This is a genomic window from Rhizobium acidisoli (assembly GCF_002531755.2).
In the GTDB taxonomy this organism is placed as follows: Bacteria; Pseudomonadota; Alphaproteobacteria; order Rhizobiales; family Rhizobiaceae; genus Rhizobium; species Rhizobium acidisoli.
In genome coordinates this window covers 2,681,408-2,697,223 of the sequence record NZ_CP034998.1, presented here as the reverse complement: position 1 = coordinate 2,697,223, position 15,816 = coordinate 2,681,408, and the positions used below count along the sequence as shown (strand labels likewise).

Annotated in this window: 14 protein-coding genes; 7 read left to right on the top strand and 7 right to left on the bottom strand. The window is 62.5% G+C overall.

From position 1 onward, the window contains the following. Positions 1–192: 192 nt before the first annotated feature. A complete protein-coding gene (locus tag CO657_RS13330; RefSeq protein ID WP_054182665.1) occupies positions 193–1,584 on the bottom strand; it encodes a L,D-transpeptidase in 1,392 nt (463 codons plus the stop codon). 255 nt (positions 1,585–1,839) lie between these two features. Between CO657_RS13330 and CO657_RS13325 the strand changes: the two genes are divergently transcribed. The 3 genes from CO657_RS13325 to CO657_RS13315 all read left to right on the top strand — a co-directional run bounded on the left by CO657_RS13325 (position 1,840) and on the right by CO657_RS13315 (position 3,507). Beyond that, entirely contained in the window at positions 1,840–2,679 is an 840-nt protein-coding gene (locus CO657_RS13325) for a DUF4432 family protein (RefSeq protein WP_054182666.1), read from the top strand. A gap of 71 nt (positions 2,680–2,750) precedes the next feature. Next, the gene (locus CO657_RS13320) at positions 2,751–3,089 is read left to right on the top strand and encodes a protein tyrosine phosphatase family protein (RefSeq protein WP_054182667.1); all 339 of its coding nucleotides are present in this window, start codon (positions 2,751–2,753) and stop codon (positions 3,087–3,089) included. 73 nt (positions 3,090–3,162) lie between these two features. Further along, positions 3,163–3,507, top strand: coding sequence for a RidA family protein (locus CO657_RS13315; RefSeq protein WP_003580917.1), 345 nt, complete (start codon positions 3,163–3,165; stop codon positions 3,505–3,507). Between the two features lie 50 nt (positions 3,508–3,557). On the opposite strand, the gene CO657_RS13310 is transcribed toward CO657_RS13315, so the two are convergent. From CO657_RS13310 to CO657_RS13295, 4 genes are read right to left on the bottom strand one after another with little or no spacing between them, the layout of a single operon-like run. Beyond that, entirely contained in the window at positions 3,558–5,216 is a 1,659-nt protein-coding gene (locus CO657_RS13310) for a thiamine pyrophosphate-binding protein (RefSeq protein ID WP_054182668.1), read from the bottom strand. A 13-nt stretch (positions 5,217–5,229) separates the two neighbouring features. Next, on the bottom strand, positions 5,230–6,429 hold the full coding sequence (caiB, locus tag CO657_RS13305) for a succinate--glutarate CoA-transferase (protein ID WP_054182669.1): 1,200 nt from the start codon (positions 6,427–6,429) through the stop codon (positions 5,230–5,232). Between the two features lie 16 nt (positions 6,430–6,445). Further along, on the bottom strand, positions 6,446–7,402 hold the full coding sequence (locus CO657_RS13300; RefSeq protein ID WP_054182670.1) for a DMT family transporter: 957 nt from the start codon (positions 7,400–7,402) through the stop codon (positions 6,446–6,448). Positions 7,403–7,419: 17 nt separating this feature from the next. Further along, on the bottom strand, positions 7,420–8,364 hold the full coding sequence (locus CO657_RS13295) for an alpha/beta fold hydrolase (RefSeq protein ID WP_054182671.1): 945 nt from the start codon (positions 8,362–8,364) through the stop codon (positions 7,420–7,422). 157 nt (positions 8,365–8,521) lie between these two features. Between CO657_RS13295 and CO657_RS13290 the strand changes: the two genes are divergently transcribed. The 4 genes from CO657_RS13290 to metF all read left to right on the top strand — a co-directional run bounded on the left by CO657_RS13290 (position 8,522) and on the right by metF (position 13,102). Further along, positions 8,522–9,262 carry a ribonuclease T2 family protein gene (locus tag CO657_RS13290; protein ID WP_054182672.1) on the top strand — a complete coding sequence of 247 codons (741 nt, stop codon included), beginning with the start codon at positions 8,522–8,524 and terminating at the stop codon, positions 9,260–9,262. 98 nt (positions 9,263–9,360) lie between these two features. Beyond that, complete coding sequence (ettA, locus tag CO657_RS13285) at positions 9,361–11,010, top strand: energy-dependent translational throttle protein EttA (protein WP_054182673.1); 1,650 nt, start codon at positions 9,361–9,363, stop codon at positions 11,008–11,010. Between the two features lie 162 nt (positions 11,011–11,172). Beyond that, entirely contained in the window at positions 11,173–12,198 is a 1,026-nt protein-coding gene (locus tag CO657_RS13280) for an ArsR/SmtB family transcription factor (RefSeq protein WP_054182755.1), read from the top strand. Position 12,199: 1 nt separating this feature from the next. After that, positions 12,200–13,102, top strand: a complete 903-nt coding sequence (gene metF / locus CO657_RS13275) for a methylenetetrahydrofolate reductase [NAD(P)H] (RefSeq protein ID WP_003593331.1) — start codon at positions 12,200–12,202, stop codon at positions 13,100–13,102. 456 nt (positions 13,103–13,558) lie between these two features. Here metF and CO657_RS13270 read toward each other — a convergent pair whose 3' ends face one another. Next, on the bottom strand, positions 13,559–14,464 hold the full coding sequence (locus tag CO657_RS13270; RefSeq protein ID WP_054182674.1) for a DMT family transporter: 906 nt from the start codon (positions 14,462–14,464) through the stop codon (positions 13,559–13,561). Positions 14,465–14,594: 130 nt separating this feature from the next. Next, complete coding sequence (locus CO657_RS13265) at positions 14,595–15,812, bottom strand: lytic murein transglycosylase (RefSeq protein ID WP_054182756.1); 1,218 nt, start codon at positions 15,810–15,812, stop codon at positions 14,595–14,597. Positions 15,813–15,816: the final 4 nt, after the last annotated feature.

Genomic DNA, 15,816 nt, shown 5'->3' with positions numbered 1-15,816 from the left:
CCTCCTAATGTCAGGAGATGAAATCTACAGATTTAATAGCTTTTGGCGCGCTTTCAGGTTCCAAACTTTGAAGCGGGAGAGCAAATTTGAACTGCCGCCGCGGCTGCCGCTAGATTGTTGTGTCAAAAAGCGGACGGAATAGTCCGGCCGCATCTCGGTCAATCAACAGCGCCCCGCAATCCTGTTCCGCGGTCAATCGACGAATTCGACCGTCACTCCCGGCTTGACCATCTTGGCAAGCTCGGTTGCGTCCCAATTGGTCAGGCGGATGCAGCCGTGGCTCTGGGTGCGGCCGATCTTGGAGGGCTCGGGCGTGCCGTGGATGCCGTAGGTCGGCTTCGACAAGGCCATCCAGACGGTGCCGACCGGGCCGTTCGGGCCGGGCGGAATGTTGAGGATCTTGTCGTTGGCGCCCTGCTGGAAATTGATCTTCGGATTATAGGTGTAACCGGGATTGAAGGCGACGCGCTCGACGGTCACGATGCCCGACGGGGAGGGGGTGTCGGTGGAGCCGATCGATGCCGGATAGGCGGCAATGAGATTGCCGGCGCTATCATAGGCAAAGACCTGCTTGCGGCCCTTGTCGGCGATGATGCGGGCAACTTCGCCGCTCTTCGGCTCACCCGGATTGACGACCTTGATGACGGTGCCGGCAACGCTGAAATCGGCGCCGGGGTTCATTTCCTTGAGGAAGGCTTCGTCCATGTGGAAGCGCTCGGCCAGCATTTCGGTGGTGGATGTATAGGCGAGCGACGGCAGCAGCGCCTTGTGCGAATAGTCTTCCGGGATCTCTGCAACGTAAGGGCCGGCGGCATCGGCCGGCGTGATCGTGTAGCTGACGACCGGCAGGCCGCCGTTCATGCGCAGCTCTTCCAGAATGGCGTCGGTGTCGTTCGGGTCGAGTTTGGAGCCGGTCATCTGGTCATAGGCATAGACCGATTTGGTGACGTTCGAGCCCATATGGCCGTCGATGACGCCGGGCGAGATGCCGGCGCGGTCGAGGAAGACCTGCAGCGCGACGATCTCCGGCTTTGACTTGTTCTTCAGCGTGATGACGGGTTCGTCCGGCGCGGCCTTTGGCGCGTCGGCGGGCGGAATCTGCTGGTCGGGATCGATCGAGGCATAATCGTCGCCGGACTGCGGATTGCCGATGCTGTTATCCTGGGGATAGGGCTGCTCGCCGAGCGGCTGGCGTTCGATCGCCGCGTCGCGCGGGATGCCGCCGGTGACCGCACCGCGCTCGGAGTATCGCGTGTCGCCATCGTCGGCGTAATAGGGATCGTTGCCGTTCTGGTCGGCATAGACCTCGCGCGGGCCGGGCCGCGGCGGATAGTAGCCGCGGGCGCGCATCTCGGTGGCGACGACATTGCCGTAGTCGTCAATCAGCACGCGGTTGCCGCTGCGGTCGCGGGCGTAAATATAGCCGCGCGGGACATAGTCGAGGATTTCACCGCTCGGGGTGACGAGCACGACATCACTCTGGCGGCGGTCACGGAACTGCTGCGCGCCGGCCTCCGGTGCTGCAGCCGCAATGGCTGCCAGCACGGCCGCAAGCGAAAATGCCGACTTTAAAAAACGATTCACGTCTCACACCTCGAACAGTGACTAGGCCGACACACACCTGCGAATTTTGACGCTAGTGTGGAATTTATGAAACCGTGCTGAACAAAATATGAAAATCACTAAGATTTCCTTTTACTCATAAACGTTTGCGTCTCCGTGTCAGTTCCGCAAAATCCATGGTTGGGGCAAAAGCGCAAGAGAGGAACAGGGTTCGATTGACGAAAGACGGCGCAAAATCTAACGCTACTCGGCCGATAAGCCCCTGAGGAGACTGCGATGATCGAATTTGCCGCTGCAAGCGGGCCGCGCCTGATGCTCGATGAAACATCGGTGCTGGATATCGGCGGCTGCATCGTCGAAGGCGTCGATATCGCGCCGAAGCGCGCCATTCCCGACGATGGCGATCCGCGAATCGATCACTCGCTCGAAGGCTTCCTGTTCACCTGCGGACCGGATCATATCCGCCACCGCCAGCCGATCGCCGGTAGCGCCGAGGGCAAGGTTTATCCGCTGCACGGATCGGCCTCCGGCCATGCAGCCAAGGTGCTGTGGACGAAGTTCGAGAACGGCAATGCCGAATGCCGCGCCGATATCGATATCGTGACTGTCGAGGGTCTGCCGCAGCGCATCGAGCGGCTGTGGCGGATCGACGGGGAGACCGGCGAGGTGTTGCTCGAGGACCGGGTCGTCAATACCAGCGATCAGACGGTGCCGACCTTCCTGATGTATCACATGAACGCCGGCGGCAAATGGCTGGACGAGGGCACGCGGCTCGAGGGCCGGATGCTGGAGAATGGCGGTTTCCCCTGGGCATTCGGCGAGGAGCCGGGCGGCATCTTCTGCGTGCCGGCGCCGGCAACGGAGCAGGGCTTTGCCGAAATTCGGCTCGGGCCCATCGCCGCGATCGGCGGCAGGACGCTCCGCGCGCGCTTCCGCGCCGACACGCTGCCTTATCTGCAGGTCTGGCGGAACCAGAAGGCGCCGGCCCATATTATCGGCATCGAGCCGGTCTCGCATCGCTGGGTCACGCGTGACGAGCTTCAGGCTGCCGGCGAATTCAACATGCTGGCATCAGGCGAGAGCCGCAGCTATGGGCTGAGCTTTGCCTTCCTGTGAGCGAAGTGTTGTTGACGCTTGCCAAGCTGCGTCGTAGACCTTCAGCCCACCATTTTTGAGGAGACAGGACGATGGATATTCGCCAGATCGACGATGAATATTCGGTTTCGGGTCAGATCACGCCCGAGGACCTCGACGAGATCAAGGCGCTGGGGTTCAAATCGATCGTCTGCCACCGCCCCGACCATGAGAGCCCCGACCAGACGTCGTTCTCCGTTATCGAAGCGCGCGCTAGGGAACTCGGTATCGAGATCTCCCATGTGCCTGTCGGGCCGATGGGCGTGACCGAGGAAGCCGTGCAGGGCATGGTCGACGCGCTCGACGAATTCCCGAGGCCGATGCTCGGCTATTGCCGCTCCGGCGCCCGCTCGACGGCGATCTACCAGAAGACCCACCATATCCGCAGCTAGACCCCGTTCCGGCTGCCGATTTTCCGGCGCTGCATCGCAGCGCCGCTGCCTTCCATTCACTCAGGAGACTATGATGAGCATTAAGCGTATCGACGTCGGCGCACGCATGAGCGGCGCCGTCATTCACGGCAACACGGTTTATCTCGCAGGCCAGGTCGGCGAGGGCGAAAGCGTTACCGATCAGTGCAAGTCCTCGCTTGCCGAAGTCGACCGCCTGCTGGCTGCATCCGGCAGCAACAAGTCGAAGATCCTGCAGACGATCGTCTATCTCTCCGACATTGCCTATTTCGCCGAGATGAACGCCGCCTGGGAAGCCTGGATCGATCCGGCCAATCCGCCGGCCCGCGCCACCAGCGAAGCCAAGCTCGCAGCGCCGAAATACAAGGTCGAGTTCATCGTCACGGCCGCGATCGACTGATCGTCGCCGCAGCATTGCATCAAAGCCGGTAAATCCGCGAACTCACGGACTTACCGGCTTTTTGTTTGCGCGATTTCCGAGAGCGTGCGGGTCGGCGTGATCGCCTCGGGATCGAGTTTGACTTCGATGATTGCCGGCTTGCCGCTTGCACGGGCCCGCTCGAAGGCGGGGGCGAATTCTTCCGTGCTTTCCGCCGTCTCGCCATGGCCGCCATAGGCGCGGGCAAGGGCTGCGAAGTCGGGATTGGTGAGATCGGTGCTGCTGACGCGGCCGGGATATTCGCGCTCCTGATGCATGCGGATCGTGCCGTAGATGCCGTTGTTGACGACGACCGATATGATCGGCAGGCCGTAGCGGATGGCGGTGGCGAATTCCTGGCCGTGCATCAGGAAACAGCCGTCGCCGGCAAAGCAGATGACCTCGCGCTCGGGAAAGAGCCGCTTGGCGGCGACGGCGGCAGGCAGGCCGTAACCCATCGAGCCGGAGGTGGGGGCGGCCTGGGTGTTGAAGCGGCGGAAACGATGGAAGCGGTGCAGCCAGGTGGCGTAGTTGCCGGCGCCGTTGGTGAAGATCGTCTCCGGCCCGGTATTGGCTTCCAGCCACTCCATGATCGGCCCCATATGGACGGCGCCCGGACCTGTTGCCGGCGGTTTCGACCAGGCGAGATAGGACTGATGCATGCGCTCAGTGCGCTCCGCCCAATGCGGCTCGGCCGGCGCTTCCAGATCGACAAGTGCAGCGACGAAATCGGCAGGCGCGGCGCAGATGGCGAGATCCGGGCGGTAGATACGCCCGAGTTCCGACGCATCGGGATAGACGTGCACCAGCGATTGCTGAGGGTAGGGGATATCGATCAGCGTATAGGACGAAGACGGCATTTCCGACATGCGGGCGCCGAGCAGGATCAGCAGATCACTCTCCTTGATCTCCTTTGCCAGCGCCGGATTGATGCCGATGCCGACATCGCCGGCATAAGAGGGATGGAGATGATCGAACAGCATCTGCCGGCGGAAGGAGCAGCCGACTGGCAGTTGGAAACGCTCGGCGAAGATTGCAAAATCGGCGACGGCATCGGCATCCCAGCGCGTGCCGCCGAGGATCACCATCGGCCGCTCGGCTTTGAGCAATCGTATATAGAAATCGTCGATCTGCCGGCGGCCGGGATGCGCCTCGACGCTGACGTAATGCTTGGCGCGGGGCGCCTCGACCTCGTCGCGCAGCATATCCTCCGGCAGCGTCAGCACCACGGGGCCGGGACGGCCGGAGGTTGCGATGGCAAAGGCGCGGGTGACGAACTCGGGAATGCGGGCGGCATCGTCGATCTCGCCCACCCATTTGGCGAATTCGGTGAAGGCGCGGCGGAATTCGACCTCCTGGAAGGCCTCGCGTTCGCGTGCTTCGCGCTGCACCTGGCCGATGAAGAGGATCATCGGGATCGAATCCTGCTTTGATATATGCAGACCGGCAGAGGCGTTGGTGGCGCCGGGGCCGCGGGTGACCATGCAGATGCCGGGTTCGCCGGTCAGCCGGCCCCAGCAATCCGCCATCATCGCCGCGCCGCCCTCCTGGCGGCAGACGATCACATCGATATCGCTGTCGCGCAGCGCGTCGAGGACGGCGAGGAAACTCTCGCCGGGCACGCAGGAGAGACGCTTGACGCCGTTCGCCTTCAGCGCCTCGACGATGAGTTGCCCGCCCGTTCTTTTCATGACAATACCTTCTTCATGACGATGCCTTCCTCTCGCGCTCGGCGAGTTCCGCCAGAATTTCTTCGGTGTGTTCGCCGAGACGCGGGCTCGGCCTGCTGTAAGACAACGGCGTTTCCGACAGCACCACCGGCGTCCTGACCCCCGGGATGACTGTACCGGCGGCATCGGCCAGATCAATGCGCAGGCCGCGGGCTTCTACCTGTGGATCGGCGAACATTTCCTCGATCGTGTTGATCGGGCCGGCGGGAACCCCGTTCGCCTCGCAGGCCTTCAACAGATCCGCCTTCTGCCATTTCAGCGTCTCGGTGGAGATGAGACGGCGTACCTCGCCGCGGTTGGCGACGCGGGCCTTGTTGGTGGCGAAACGCTCGTCGCCGGCAATCGTCTCCAGGCCGAGGATGGTGCAGAGGCGGCGGAATTGGCCGTCATTGCCGACCGCGAGGATGAGATAACCGTCCGCCGCCGGCACGACCTCATAGGGCGAGATATTGGGGTGGGCGTTGCCGAGGCGGGTGGGTGCGGCGCCGGAGACGAGATAATTCATATTCTGATTGGCGAGCACGGCCGATTGCACGTCGAGCAGGGCCATGTCGACAAGCTGGCCTTCGCCTGATTTGAGTGCGTGGATCAGGGCGGCTTCGATTGCCGAGACGGCATAGATGCCGGTGAAGATATCGGCGATGGCAACGCCCGCCTTCATCGGCTGGCCGTCCGGCTCGCCGGTGATCGACATGAAGCCGGACATGCCCTGGACGATGTAATCATAGCCGGCGAGGCTGGCATAGGGACCGGTCTGGCCGAAGCCGGTGATCGAGCAATAGACGAGCTTGGGGTTCACCTTGCGCAGGCTGTCGTAATCGAGACCGTATTTGACGAGACCGCCGAGCTTGAAATTTTCGATCACCACATCGGCTGACGCAACCAGGCGGCGGACGAGATCCTGGCCTTCCGGGCTCTTCAGATCGGCGGTGACGGAGCGTTTGCCGCGATTGGCGGCGTGGTAATAGGCGGCCGAGAGATTTTCGCCATCGGCACCTTCGACGAAGGGCGGCCCCCATTGGCGGGTATCGTCGCCGCCGTCGGGATTTTCGACCTTGATGACATCGGCGCCGAGATCGGCGAGCATCTGTCCAGCCCAGGGGCCGGCCAGCACGCGGGCCAGCTCGATCACCCGGATGCCGGCAAGCGGCGGCTTTTTCGTGGTCTGCGTCATATTCCCTCGTCGGTCTTTACGGCGCCAGCGTCGCCTCAGATGTATCGGATACGGGCTTTGAAGCAAAGCGGCGCTCGCGCCAGAGAATGTACAAGCCCGATGCCATGATGATGGCGATGCCGAGCCATTTGACCGCATTCGGGAAGTCGCCGAAAACCAGCCAGGCGAAGATCGTCGCCGAGACGATTTCGAAATATTGCAGCGGCGCCAGCGTCGAGGCCGGTGCGGCGCGAAAGGCATAGACGCCGAAGATGCCCGCAATTGCGGCCATGGCGCCGACGCCGGCGACGTAGAACCAGGCACTGCCTTCGGGCATGACGGGATCGAAGAGATCGGAGCCGCTTCCATTGCCGATAAAAAGCAGGATGGCGCAGAAGATCAGGCCCCAGATGCCCATCTGGAACTGCATCGCCCAGGGATCTTCCCGGTGCGAGAGGACGCGGGTCATCAGCACGAAGATCGCGATGCAAAGCGCGCTGAGGACGGGCAGGAGGGCGATATAGCCGACTTCCTGGAAACTCGGCTGGATGATCAGCATCGCCCCGAAGAAGCCGACGCCGCAGGCGGTATAACGCCGCCAGCCGATCGTCTCCTTCAGGAAAATGCCGCCGAGGATCGTCACCATGATCGGCTCGACGAAGAAGATCGCAATCGCGTCGGCAACCGCCATGTATTTCAGCGTGGTGACGAAAGAGATCATCGAGACGGTGATGATTAACCCGCGGATGGCGTGGAACAGGCTCTGGCGCCAGGAGAAATCGGCAAAGCTGCGCCGCCATATGACGACCGGCAGCATGCACAGCGCCTGCACGACGAAGCGGCCGGCGGTGACCTCGGCGGAGGGGATGGTGACGACGGCAAGCTTGGCGAAAATATCGATGAGCGGCGAAAACATCACCGAAAGAAACATCAGCGCGAGCCCCGTCGTTACCTCGGAGGCTGAGGAAACGGGGCGGGCGGAGGTGCTGCTCATGACGGAATCTCTCTGGTTCAGGATTTTGCCGTTTGGAATCTGGCGACGGCCTCGTCGCACCAGTCCGCGAAGGCGGCGGTTGCAGCATCCGCGCCGATCTCGTTCAGCGTTTCATGCCGCATGTCCTGATATATCTCAGTGCTGATGCGAGAGAAGCCGCGGGCTTTCAAATGGTTTGACAGCCAAAGCACGGCTTTTCCGCGCTCCGTCGCCGGGTCTTCTCCGCCGCCGACGAGGTGGATCGGCAGGTCGCGGGGCAGCCGATCCAGATGAAGCTTCTGCGGGGCGCGAAACGTCAGTTCGAAGAGATCGAGCCAGAGCGAGACCGAGGCGTCGAAGCCGCAGAGCGGATCGGCGATATATTTGTCGACTTCATCGGGACGGCGCGACAGCCAGTCGAACTCGGTGCGGTGGGCGGCGATCGATTTCCCCCAGGCTGCGAAGGTGAGTTTCGGCAACAGGCCGCTCGGCACGTCGGAGCCCTTCAGCATGCGTTCGGCAAGCAGGATCGCCTGGGCGGCGCGGCCGGCAAGGCCGACGGCGAAATTCGAATTCCAGACGGCAACAGCGTCGAAATCGGCCGGCGCCGTGACGGCGGCATTGAGGGCGATCAGGCCCCCCATCGAATGGCCGAAGAGGATTACCGGCAGGCCGGGATGGCGCATGGCCGCGTAAGCGCGCATGGCACGGACGTCGCCGATCACCCTGTCGACGCCGCCGCGGCGGGCGAAGCGGCCGATCGGCGCGTCGGGCGCCGTCGTCTCGCCGTGGCCGCGATGATCATGGGCATAGACGTGATAGCCGCGTGCCGCCATCGCCTCGGCGAAAACGCGATAACGTTTCGAATGTTCGGCGAGACCGTGCGATATCAACAGGATGCCGCGTGCGGGGCCTAGGGCCTCGGCATGGTGATAGGCGAGCGACGCCCCCGTCGAAGCGAGCCTTTGCGTTTCTGAAAACATCTGGTCCTCCCTGACGTAACAGACCAGATCACCGCCCAAAAGCAACATCGGTTCCGGGTTTATCCGATAACAAATTGCTTGTCCGCTGCGATTCAGGGTTGCGGGCTTTCGATCTTCGTGCTTATTTGTTCCTGTATTGTTCTTTTTGGGGGTTGAAATGAGCAGCATGCAGTTGCGTACCTTGACGTTCGCCGTATCGATGGTTCTTGCAGGCGCCGCCGTGGCGCAGGAGGCTGGCGGGCGCACCCGTTTTATTCTTTCGGCGAGCTGGCAGCCGGCCTTTTGCCAGACGAACCAGAAGAAGGCCGAATGCGCAAGCCAGACCGGCGAGCGCGCCGATGCGACGAATTTTTCGCTGCACGGGCTCTGGCCGATGCGTCAGAACTATTGCGATGTCAGTGCCGAGCAGAAGGCTGCCGACAAGGACGGCAAGTGGGACACATTGCCGGCGGTCACGCTGTCGGCCGAGACGCAAGCCGCGCTGGCAAAGGCGATGCCCGGCACGCAATCCGGCCTGGAACGGCATGAATGGGTAAAGCACGGCACCTGCACGAAAATGAGCGCCGACGATTATTTCGGCGTCGGCGTGCATCTCGTCGGCGCGCTCAATAGCTCGGCCGTGCGTGATCTCTTCGCCGCCAATATCGGCAAGCCGGTCAAGGCCGAGGCGATCAAGGAAGCTTTCGACAAGAGCTTCGGGCCGGGTGCCGGCGACCGCGTCAAGATGAGCTGCCGGCGGGCCGGCAAGGTCAAGATGATCAGCGGGTTGACCATCGGGCTTTCGGAAGCCGCCGGGGCGGCGTCGGCGAAGAGCACCGGGCTTGGCGATCTGATCCAGGGCGCGGGAAAAACGACGTTCGGATGCGACGAGGGCGTTGTCGACGCTGCGGGCTTCTGACCGGAAATCCTGCGTAAACCGGGTTTCGGCGTTGCCCGCAGGCGCTGTTTCGCCTACATAGCGGCACAATCGAAGTTTCCCGCCCGGAGCAGCGCAGCATGGCACGTCAGTTCATCTATCATATGTCCGGCCTCAACAAGGCCTATGGCAACAAGAAGATCTTGGAGAACATCCACCTTTCCTTCTACCCGGATGCCAAGATCGGTATTCTCGGGCCAAACGGCGCCGGTAAATCCACTGTGCTGCGCATCATCGCCGGCCAGGACAAGGAATATACCGGCGAAGCCTGGCTCGCCGAAGGAGCGACGGTCGGCTACCTCGAGCAGGAGCCGCACATCGATCCCAACAAGACGGTGTTCGAAAACGTCATGGAAGGCGTTGCCTCGAAGACGGCCGTGCTCGAGCGTTACAATGAACTGATGATGAACTATTCCGACGAGACGGCGGAAGAGGGAGCCAAGCTTCAGGACATCATCGACAGCCAGAACCTCTGGGATCTGGAAAGCCAGGTCGAGATGGCGATGGAAGCCTTGCGCTGCCCGCCGCGCGACGCCGATGTCACCAGCCTGTCCGGCGGCGAGCGCCGCCGTATCGCGCTCTGCCGCCTGCTGCTGTCGCAGCCGGACCTGCTGCTGCTCGACGAACCGACCAACCATCTGGACGCCGAGACGATCGCCTGGCTCGAAAAGCATCTGCGCGACTATCCGGGCGCCGTGATGATGATCACCCACGATCGCTACTTCCTCGACAACGTCACCGGCTGGATCCTCGAACTCGACCGCGGCCGCGGCATTCCCTACGAAGGCAATTACTCGGCCTACCTGCTCGCCAAGGCCAAGCGCATGCAGCAGGAAAACCGGGAAGAGGCCGGCCGCCAGAAGGCGATCAGCCGCGAACAGGAATGGATCGCTTCCAGCCCGAAGGCCCGTCAGGCAAAATCCAAGGCGCGTATCAAGTCCTATGAACAGCTGGTTGAGGCGGCCGAAAAGCAGCGTCCCGGCGACGCGCAGATCATCATCCCGGTCAGCGAGCGCTTGGGACAGGTGGTCATCGAGATGGAAGGCATCACCAAGGGCTTCGAGGGCCGCACGCTGATCGACGACCTGTCGATCAAGCTGCCGCCGGGCGGCATCGTCGGCATTATCGGCCCGAACGGCGCCGGCAAGACGACGCTGTTCCGCATGATCACCGGCCAGGAAAAGCCGGACGCCGGATCGGTCCGCATCGGTGAAACGGTGCATCTCGGTTATGTCGACCAGAGCCGCGATGCGCTTGACGGCAGCAAGACCGTCTGGGAGGAAATCTCGGGCGGCGCCGAAATCATTAAGCTCGGCAAGTTCGATATGAACTCCAGAGCCTATTGCGGCGCTTTCAACTTCAAGGGCGGCGACCAGCAGCAGAAGGTCGGCAATCTCTCGGGCGGCCAGCGCAACCGTGTTCACCTTGCCAAGATGCTGAAGGCCGGCGGCAACGTGCTGCTGCTCGACGAACCGACCAACGACCTCGATACGGAAACCCTCGGTGCACTGGAAAGCGCGCTTGAGGCGTTTGCCGGATGCGCCATCATCATCAGCCACGATCGCATGTTCCTCGACCGTCTGGCGACGCACATCCTGGCCTTCGAAGGCGAAGGTCATGTCGAATGGTTCGAAGGCAACTTCGAGGATTATGAGCAGGACAAGGTGCGCCGTCTTGGTCCCGATGCCCTCAATCCGGGCAGCCAGGCTCATAAGCGCCTGACGCGCTGATCGCAGCCATTTTTGCAGTCACGAAGCCCCGGTTTCGACCGGGGCTTTTTCACGCCTGGCCTGTCGCAATTTGAGCAGGCAATTTCGCTCAAGTGCGAATTGCCGCTTGTCACCATCGTTCAAATCACATAAAGATATCTTTATATCTTGATCGGATCGAAGATGAGTGAACCCTTGAAGCTTGGACTGGATGCGCTGGTGGACGTCATGAAGGCGGCCGGCGAGCCCACGCGCCTGCGTCTTCTGGCGCTTCTCGACGGCGGCGACCTGACGGTGACCGATCTTACCGAAATTCTCGGCCAATCCCAGCCTCGCATCTCCCGCCATCTGAAGCTGCTCGGCGAGGCCGAACTGATCGAACGCTACCAGGAAGGCGCCTGGGCCTATTTCCGCCTCAAGCAGGAGGGCAAGGCGGCCCTGCTGGTGCGGGCATTGCTGAAGCATGTCTCCGAGAACGATCCGACCGTGCTTCGCGACGGCGAAAGGCTGTCGCAGGTCAAGCGCCAGCGCGCCGAGCGGGCGCAGGCCTATTTCAGCCGCAACGCGGCTGAGTGGGACGAGCTTCGCCGCCTGCATGCCGCCGATGAAGAGGTCGACGCCGCCGTCATCCGGCTGCTCGGCAGCCAGCCGATCGATTCGCTGCTCGATCTCGGCACCGGCACCGGCCGCATCCTCGAACTGCTGTCGGGGCTCTATCGCCGGGCGATCGGCGTCGATGCCAGCCGCGACATGCTGAGCGTGGCGCGCGCTAATCTCGACAAGTCCCGCATCACCAAGGCCACCGTGCGCCACGCCGATATCCTGAACCTGCCGTTCGAGGGCCAGGATTTCGACCTGGTGACGATCCATCAGGTGCTGCATTTCTTCGACCAGCCGGAGATTGCGATCGCGGAAGCGGCGCGCATGCTGCGGCCGGGCGGCCGGCTCGTGGTCATCGACCTTGCGCCGCACACGCTCGAATATCTTCGCGACGAGCATGCGCATGTCCGTCTCGGCTTTTCGCACCAGGCGATATCCGACTGGCTGCACAGGGCCGGGCTCGACGTCGAGCAGGTCGTCGATCTTCATCCGGGTCAGCAAAGCGGGCAGGGGTTGACGGTCACCGTCTGGCTCGCGCGCGATCCGAGGCGCCTGATGGCTTCGCAACTAAGCGAAGGCGCCGAACCTACATTTGCCGGGAGAGTATGACATGGCTTTGAATAACGAGGCACGCGGCCGCAACATCGGGATCTCCTTCGAATTCTTCCCGCCGAAATCGGAGGAGATGGAAGGTCAACTCTGGGATACGGTCAGCAAGCTGCAGGACTGGGACCCGGATTTCGTCTCGGTGACCTATGGCGCCGGCGGCACCACCAAGGCGCCGACGCTGACTGCCGTCACACGTTTCCTGTCGCAGACGCCGCTCGCCACCGCTTCGCACCTGACCTGCGTCGGCGCGACGAAGGAAGAGACGCACCAGATGATCGAGACGTTCCGCAAAGTCGGCGTCACGCATTTCGTAGCGCTGCGCGGCGATGCGCCCGGCGGCGCCGGCGCGCCCTACCAGCCGCATCCCGGCGGTTATGCCAATGCGGCCGAGCTGGTGGCCGGCCTCAAGGCGGTCGGTGATTTCGAGATTTCGGTTTCCGCCTATCCGGAAAAGCACCCGGAAAGCCGTGACACGGCCGCCGATATCGACATGCTGAAGCGCAAGGCCGATAACGGCGCCGACCGGGCGCTGACACAGTTCTTCTTCGACAACGACAATTTCGAGCGCTACCTGGAGAAGGTGCGCGCTGCCGGGGTCTCGATCCCCGTTGTGCCCGGTATTATGCCGATCCAGAACCTGACGCAGCTGAAGCGTTTCGCCGGCGCCTGCGGCACGATCATCCCGGCCTTTCTCGATGAGCGCTTCGCCGGCTTCGACGACAAGCCCGAGGAGCGGGCGAAGGTCGCAGCCGATGTCGCCGCCGAACAGATCGAGGATCTCGTCCGGCGCGGCATCAATGAGTTCCATCTCTACACGATGAACCGCGCGCCGCTGGTTTCCGCCGTGCTCGACAATCTCGGCTTTTCCCGCCGGGCGGCAAAAAGTGCGGGCGCGGCCGCCTGATCTATACGGCTGAAAAGGTGAAAAAGCGCATGTCGGGCGGGACATGCGCTTTTTCATTGGCGGATTGATCAGGGGAGTTCAGGTACTACCAGTCATTCCGCTTTCCCCAGCCAGCTCAGATGAAGAGCATGGACAAGACGAAAGCAAACGCTGCACTGACCAACAGAACATTCAAGGATTGCGTGAGTCCCATGTCTGTCTCCTCGCGTTAACCGGACGATAATATGTCGGAAATATGTCGGTTGGGAAGCGGATTCTATGCTGCGCTGCCGAAGGGCGCGGTGGACAAGTCGAAGAGCCTGTCGGCAAGCTGTTGAAACTAATCGATTATATTCGATATTTTTTTGTTCACAGATTTTAACGTGCGGTTAAATTCGGCGATGGCCGGTTTACCTATGCGCCGAAAACATGGCGAATGGCCAACTGGTTGAAAACACGTGGAATTCACAACCAATATCAGGTGGTCTTCGCCAGCAGGCGATAGGCGCGGCCGTCGAGAATGACGAGGCCGAAACCGATCAGCGCCATGCCGGCGAATTCGCCGGATGTGAGCCTTTCGCCAAGGAAAAGCACGCCGAGAAGGATGGCGCTCGGCGGCACCAGCAGGGTGACGAGCGAGGTGTTGGTGGCCCCGGCTGCCGCCATGATCCGGAAATAGAGGATATAGCCGAACGCGGTCGAGAGCAGGGCCAGCGCCAGGATGGCAAGCAGCGCATCGAGCGGCGGCGCGGCCAGTGTCCAGGGACGATCCCAGAGCAGCGACAGCGGCAGCGCGATCAGCGAAGAGGCGGTCAACTGGCCGGCAGCAGTGACCGGGGCGGGAATATTCTTGAAACGTTTGCCGTAGGTGGCGGCGAAACCATAAGAGATGGCGGCAAGCACGGGCAGCAGCAGCGCCCAGAGCGGCGCCTCGCCGCCGGCCGAGATGCCGGGACCGATCAGCACGATCGTTCCGGCGAGACCGACGAGGCAGCCGGCGATTTTTGCCGATGACAGCTTTTCGTCTGATGTGAAGTAATTGGCAATGAGCACTGTCCAGATCGGTGTCGTCGCGTTCAGGATCGCCGCGAGGCCGGCGCCGATACGGGTCTGGCCAAAGAAGATCAGCGCATGCGGCAGGGCATTGTTGATGAGCCCGAGGATCAGGAATTCGCGCCAGCGGGCCTTGAGGATCGAATAGATATCGAAACGGCCGGCGATATAGATATGCAGCGCCAGCGCTGCGATCAGCAGCCTGAGAAAGACCAGGGTCAGCGGCGGCACATGCTGGACGGCGATGCGGGCAAAAAAGAAGGAGGCGCCCCAGATCAGGCCGAGCAGGACCAGCAGGCTCCAGGTCCAGGCATTCATTCTGCTGTCCACGCTAGTTCCTCCGCCGCAAGCCGCGTTTACCGAAAACCGGGAGCGGTTTCCGGGACTGATGCTTAGGCCATACGGCTGACCGCGCCACCCGTTTCTTGCGAAACAGGTGGCGGTGAGGTGTCGGCGGCGATCAGAGAGCGTTGAGGAGGGCAGGCGTTGCCCAGCCGTCGGCCGGCATGCCGAGGCGCTGCTGCTCTTTCTGGATCGCGACACGCGTGCCGGAGCCGAGAATACCGTCGATCTCGCCGACATCATGACCGAGCGACTGCAGCTTGGTCTGCAGCGTCTTCATCTGGTCGTTGGCGAGCCCCTGTTCCGGCACGCCCTTGAGATAAGTCGGAGCGCCGGAAAGCCGGGTCCCGAAATAGGCGGCCGAGGTCGTGTAGATGAACGACTTGTTCCATTCGAGATAAATCTTGAAATTCGGGTAGGCGATGAAGGCCGGTCCCATGCGGCCCTGCGGCAGCACCAGATCGCCTTCCAGGTTGCCGAAAGCGGTGTTGCCGTCGCGCGGCTTGACGCCGAGCGTGAACCATTCGCCTGCCGTCATCGTGCCGCCGAGGCCGGATTTCTCCCAGGGCAAGTTATCGGCCAGGGTGACCTCCTGCAGCCAGGGCTGGCCGCGCTCGAAGCCGAGATGCTGGATGAATTTCGCCGCCGTCAGGATGGCGTCCGGGCCGCTCTGCTTCAGGCGGATATGGCCGTCGCCGTCGCCGTCCATGCCATAGGCGATGATGTCGCGCGGCAGCATCTGAACCTGGCCGATCTCGCCGGCCCAGGCGCCGGTATTGGTGGCGGGGTCGAGATCGCCGTGCTGGACCATCTCGATGAGGGCGATCAGTTGCGGGCGGAAGAGCTCCGGGCGGCGGCAGTCATGCGACAGCGTCACCAGGGCGTTGCGGGTGTTGAAATCGCCCTGGACGGCGCCGAAATCGGTTTCCATCGCCCAGAAGGCGGTGATAACGCCTGCGGGAACGCCGAATTCCTGCTCGGCGCGGGCAAAGACGTCGGCATATTGCTTCATCTTCTGGCGGCCGATGTCGAGGCGGGCCTGGCTGACGGTGCGCTGGGAGAATTCGAGGAAGGTCTGTTTGAAGACGCCCTGGGCTCGGTCCCGGCTCAGAACCTTGGGGTCGATCTCGGCGCCGGCAAGGGCTGCGTCGGCGGCTGCCGCACTGGCGCCGGCGGCAATTGCATCCTTCTTGACGCCTTCAAGGAAGGCGGACAGATCGCCGCCGCAGGGCGCGGCCGGGGCTGCGTCCGGCGCCTGCTGGGCGGCTGCGCCGCCGGCAAGCGCGAGGGCAAACAGAAGGGCGAGTGCAGAGCGGCTTGCGAGCGAGCGGTGCATGGAT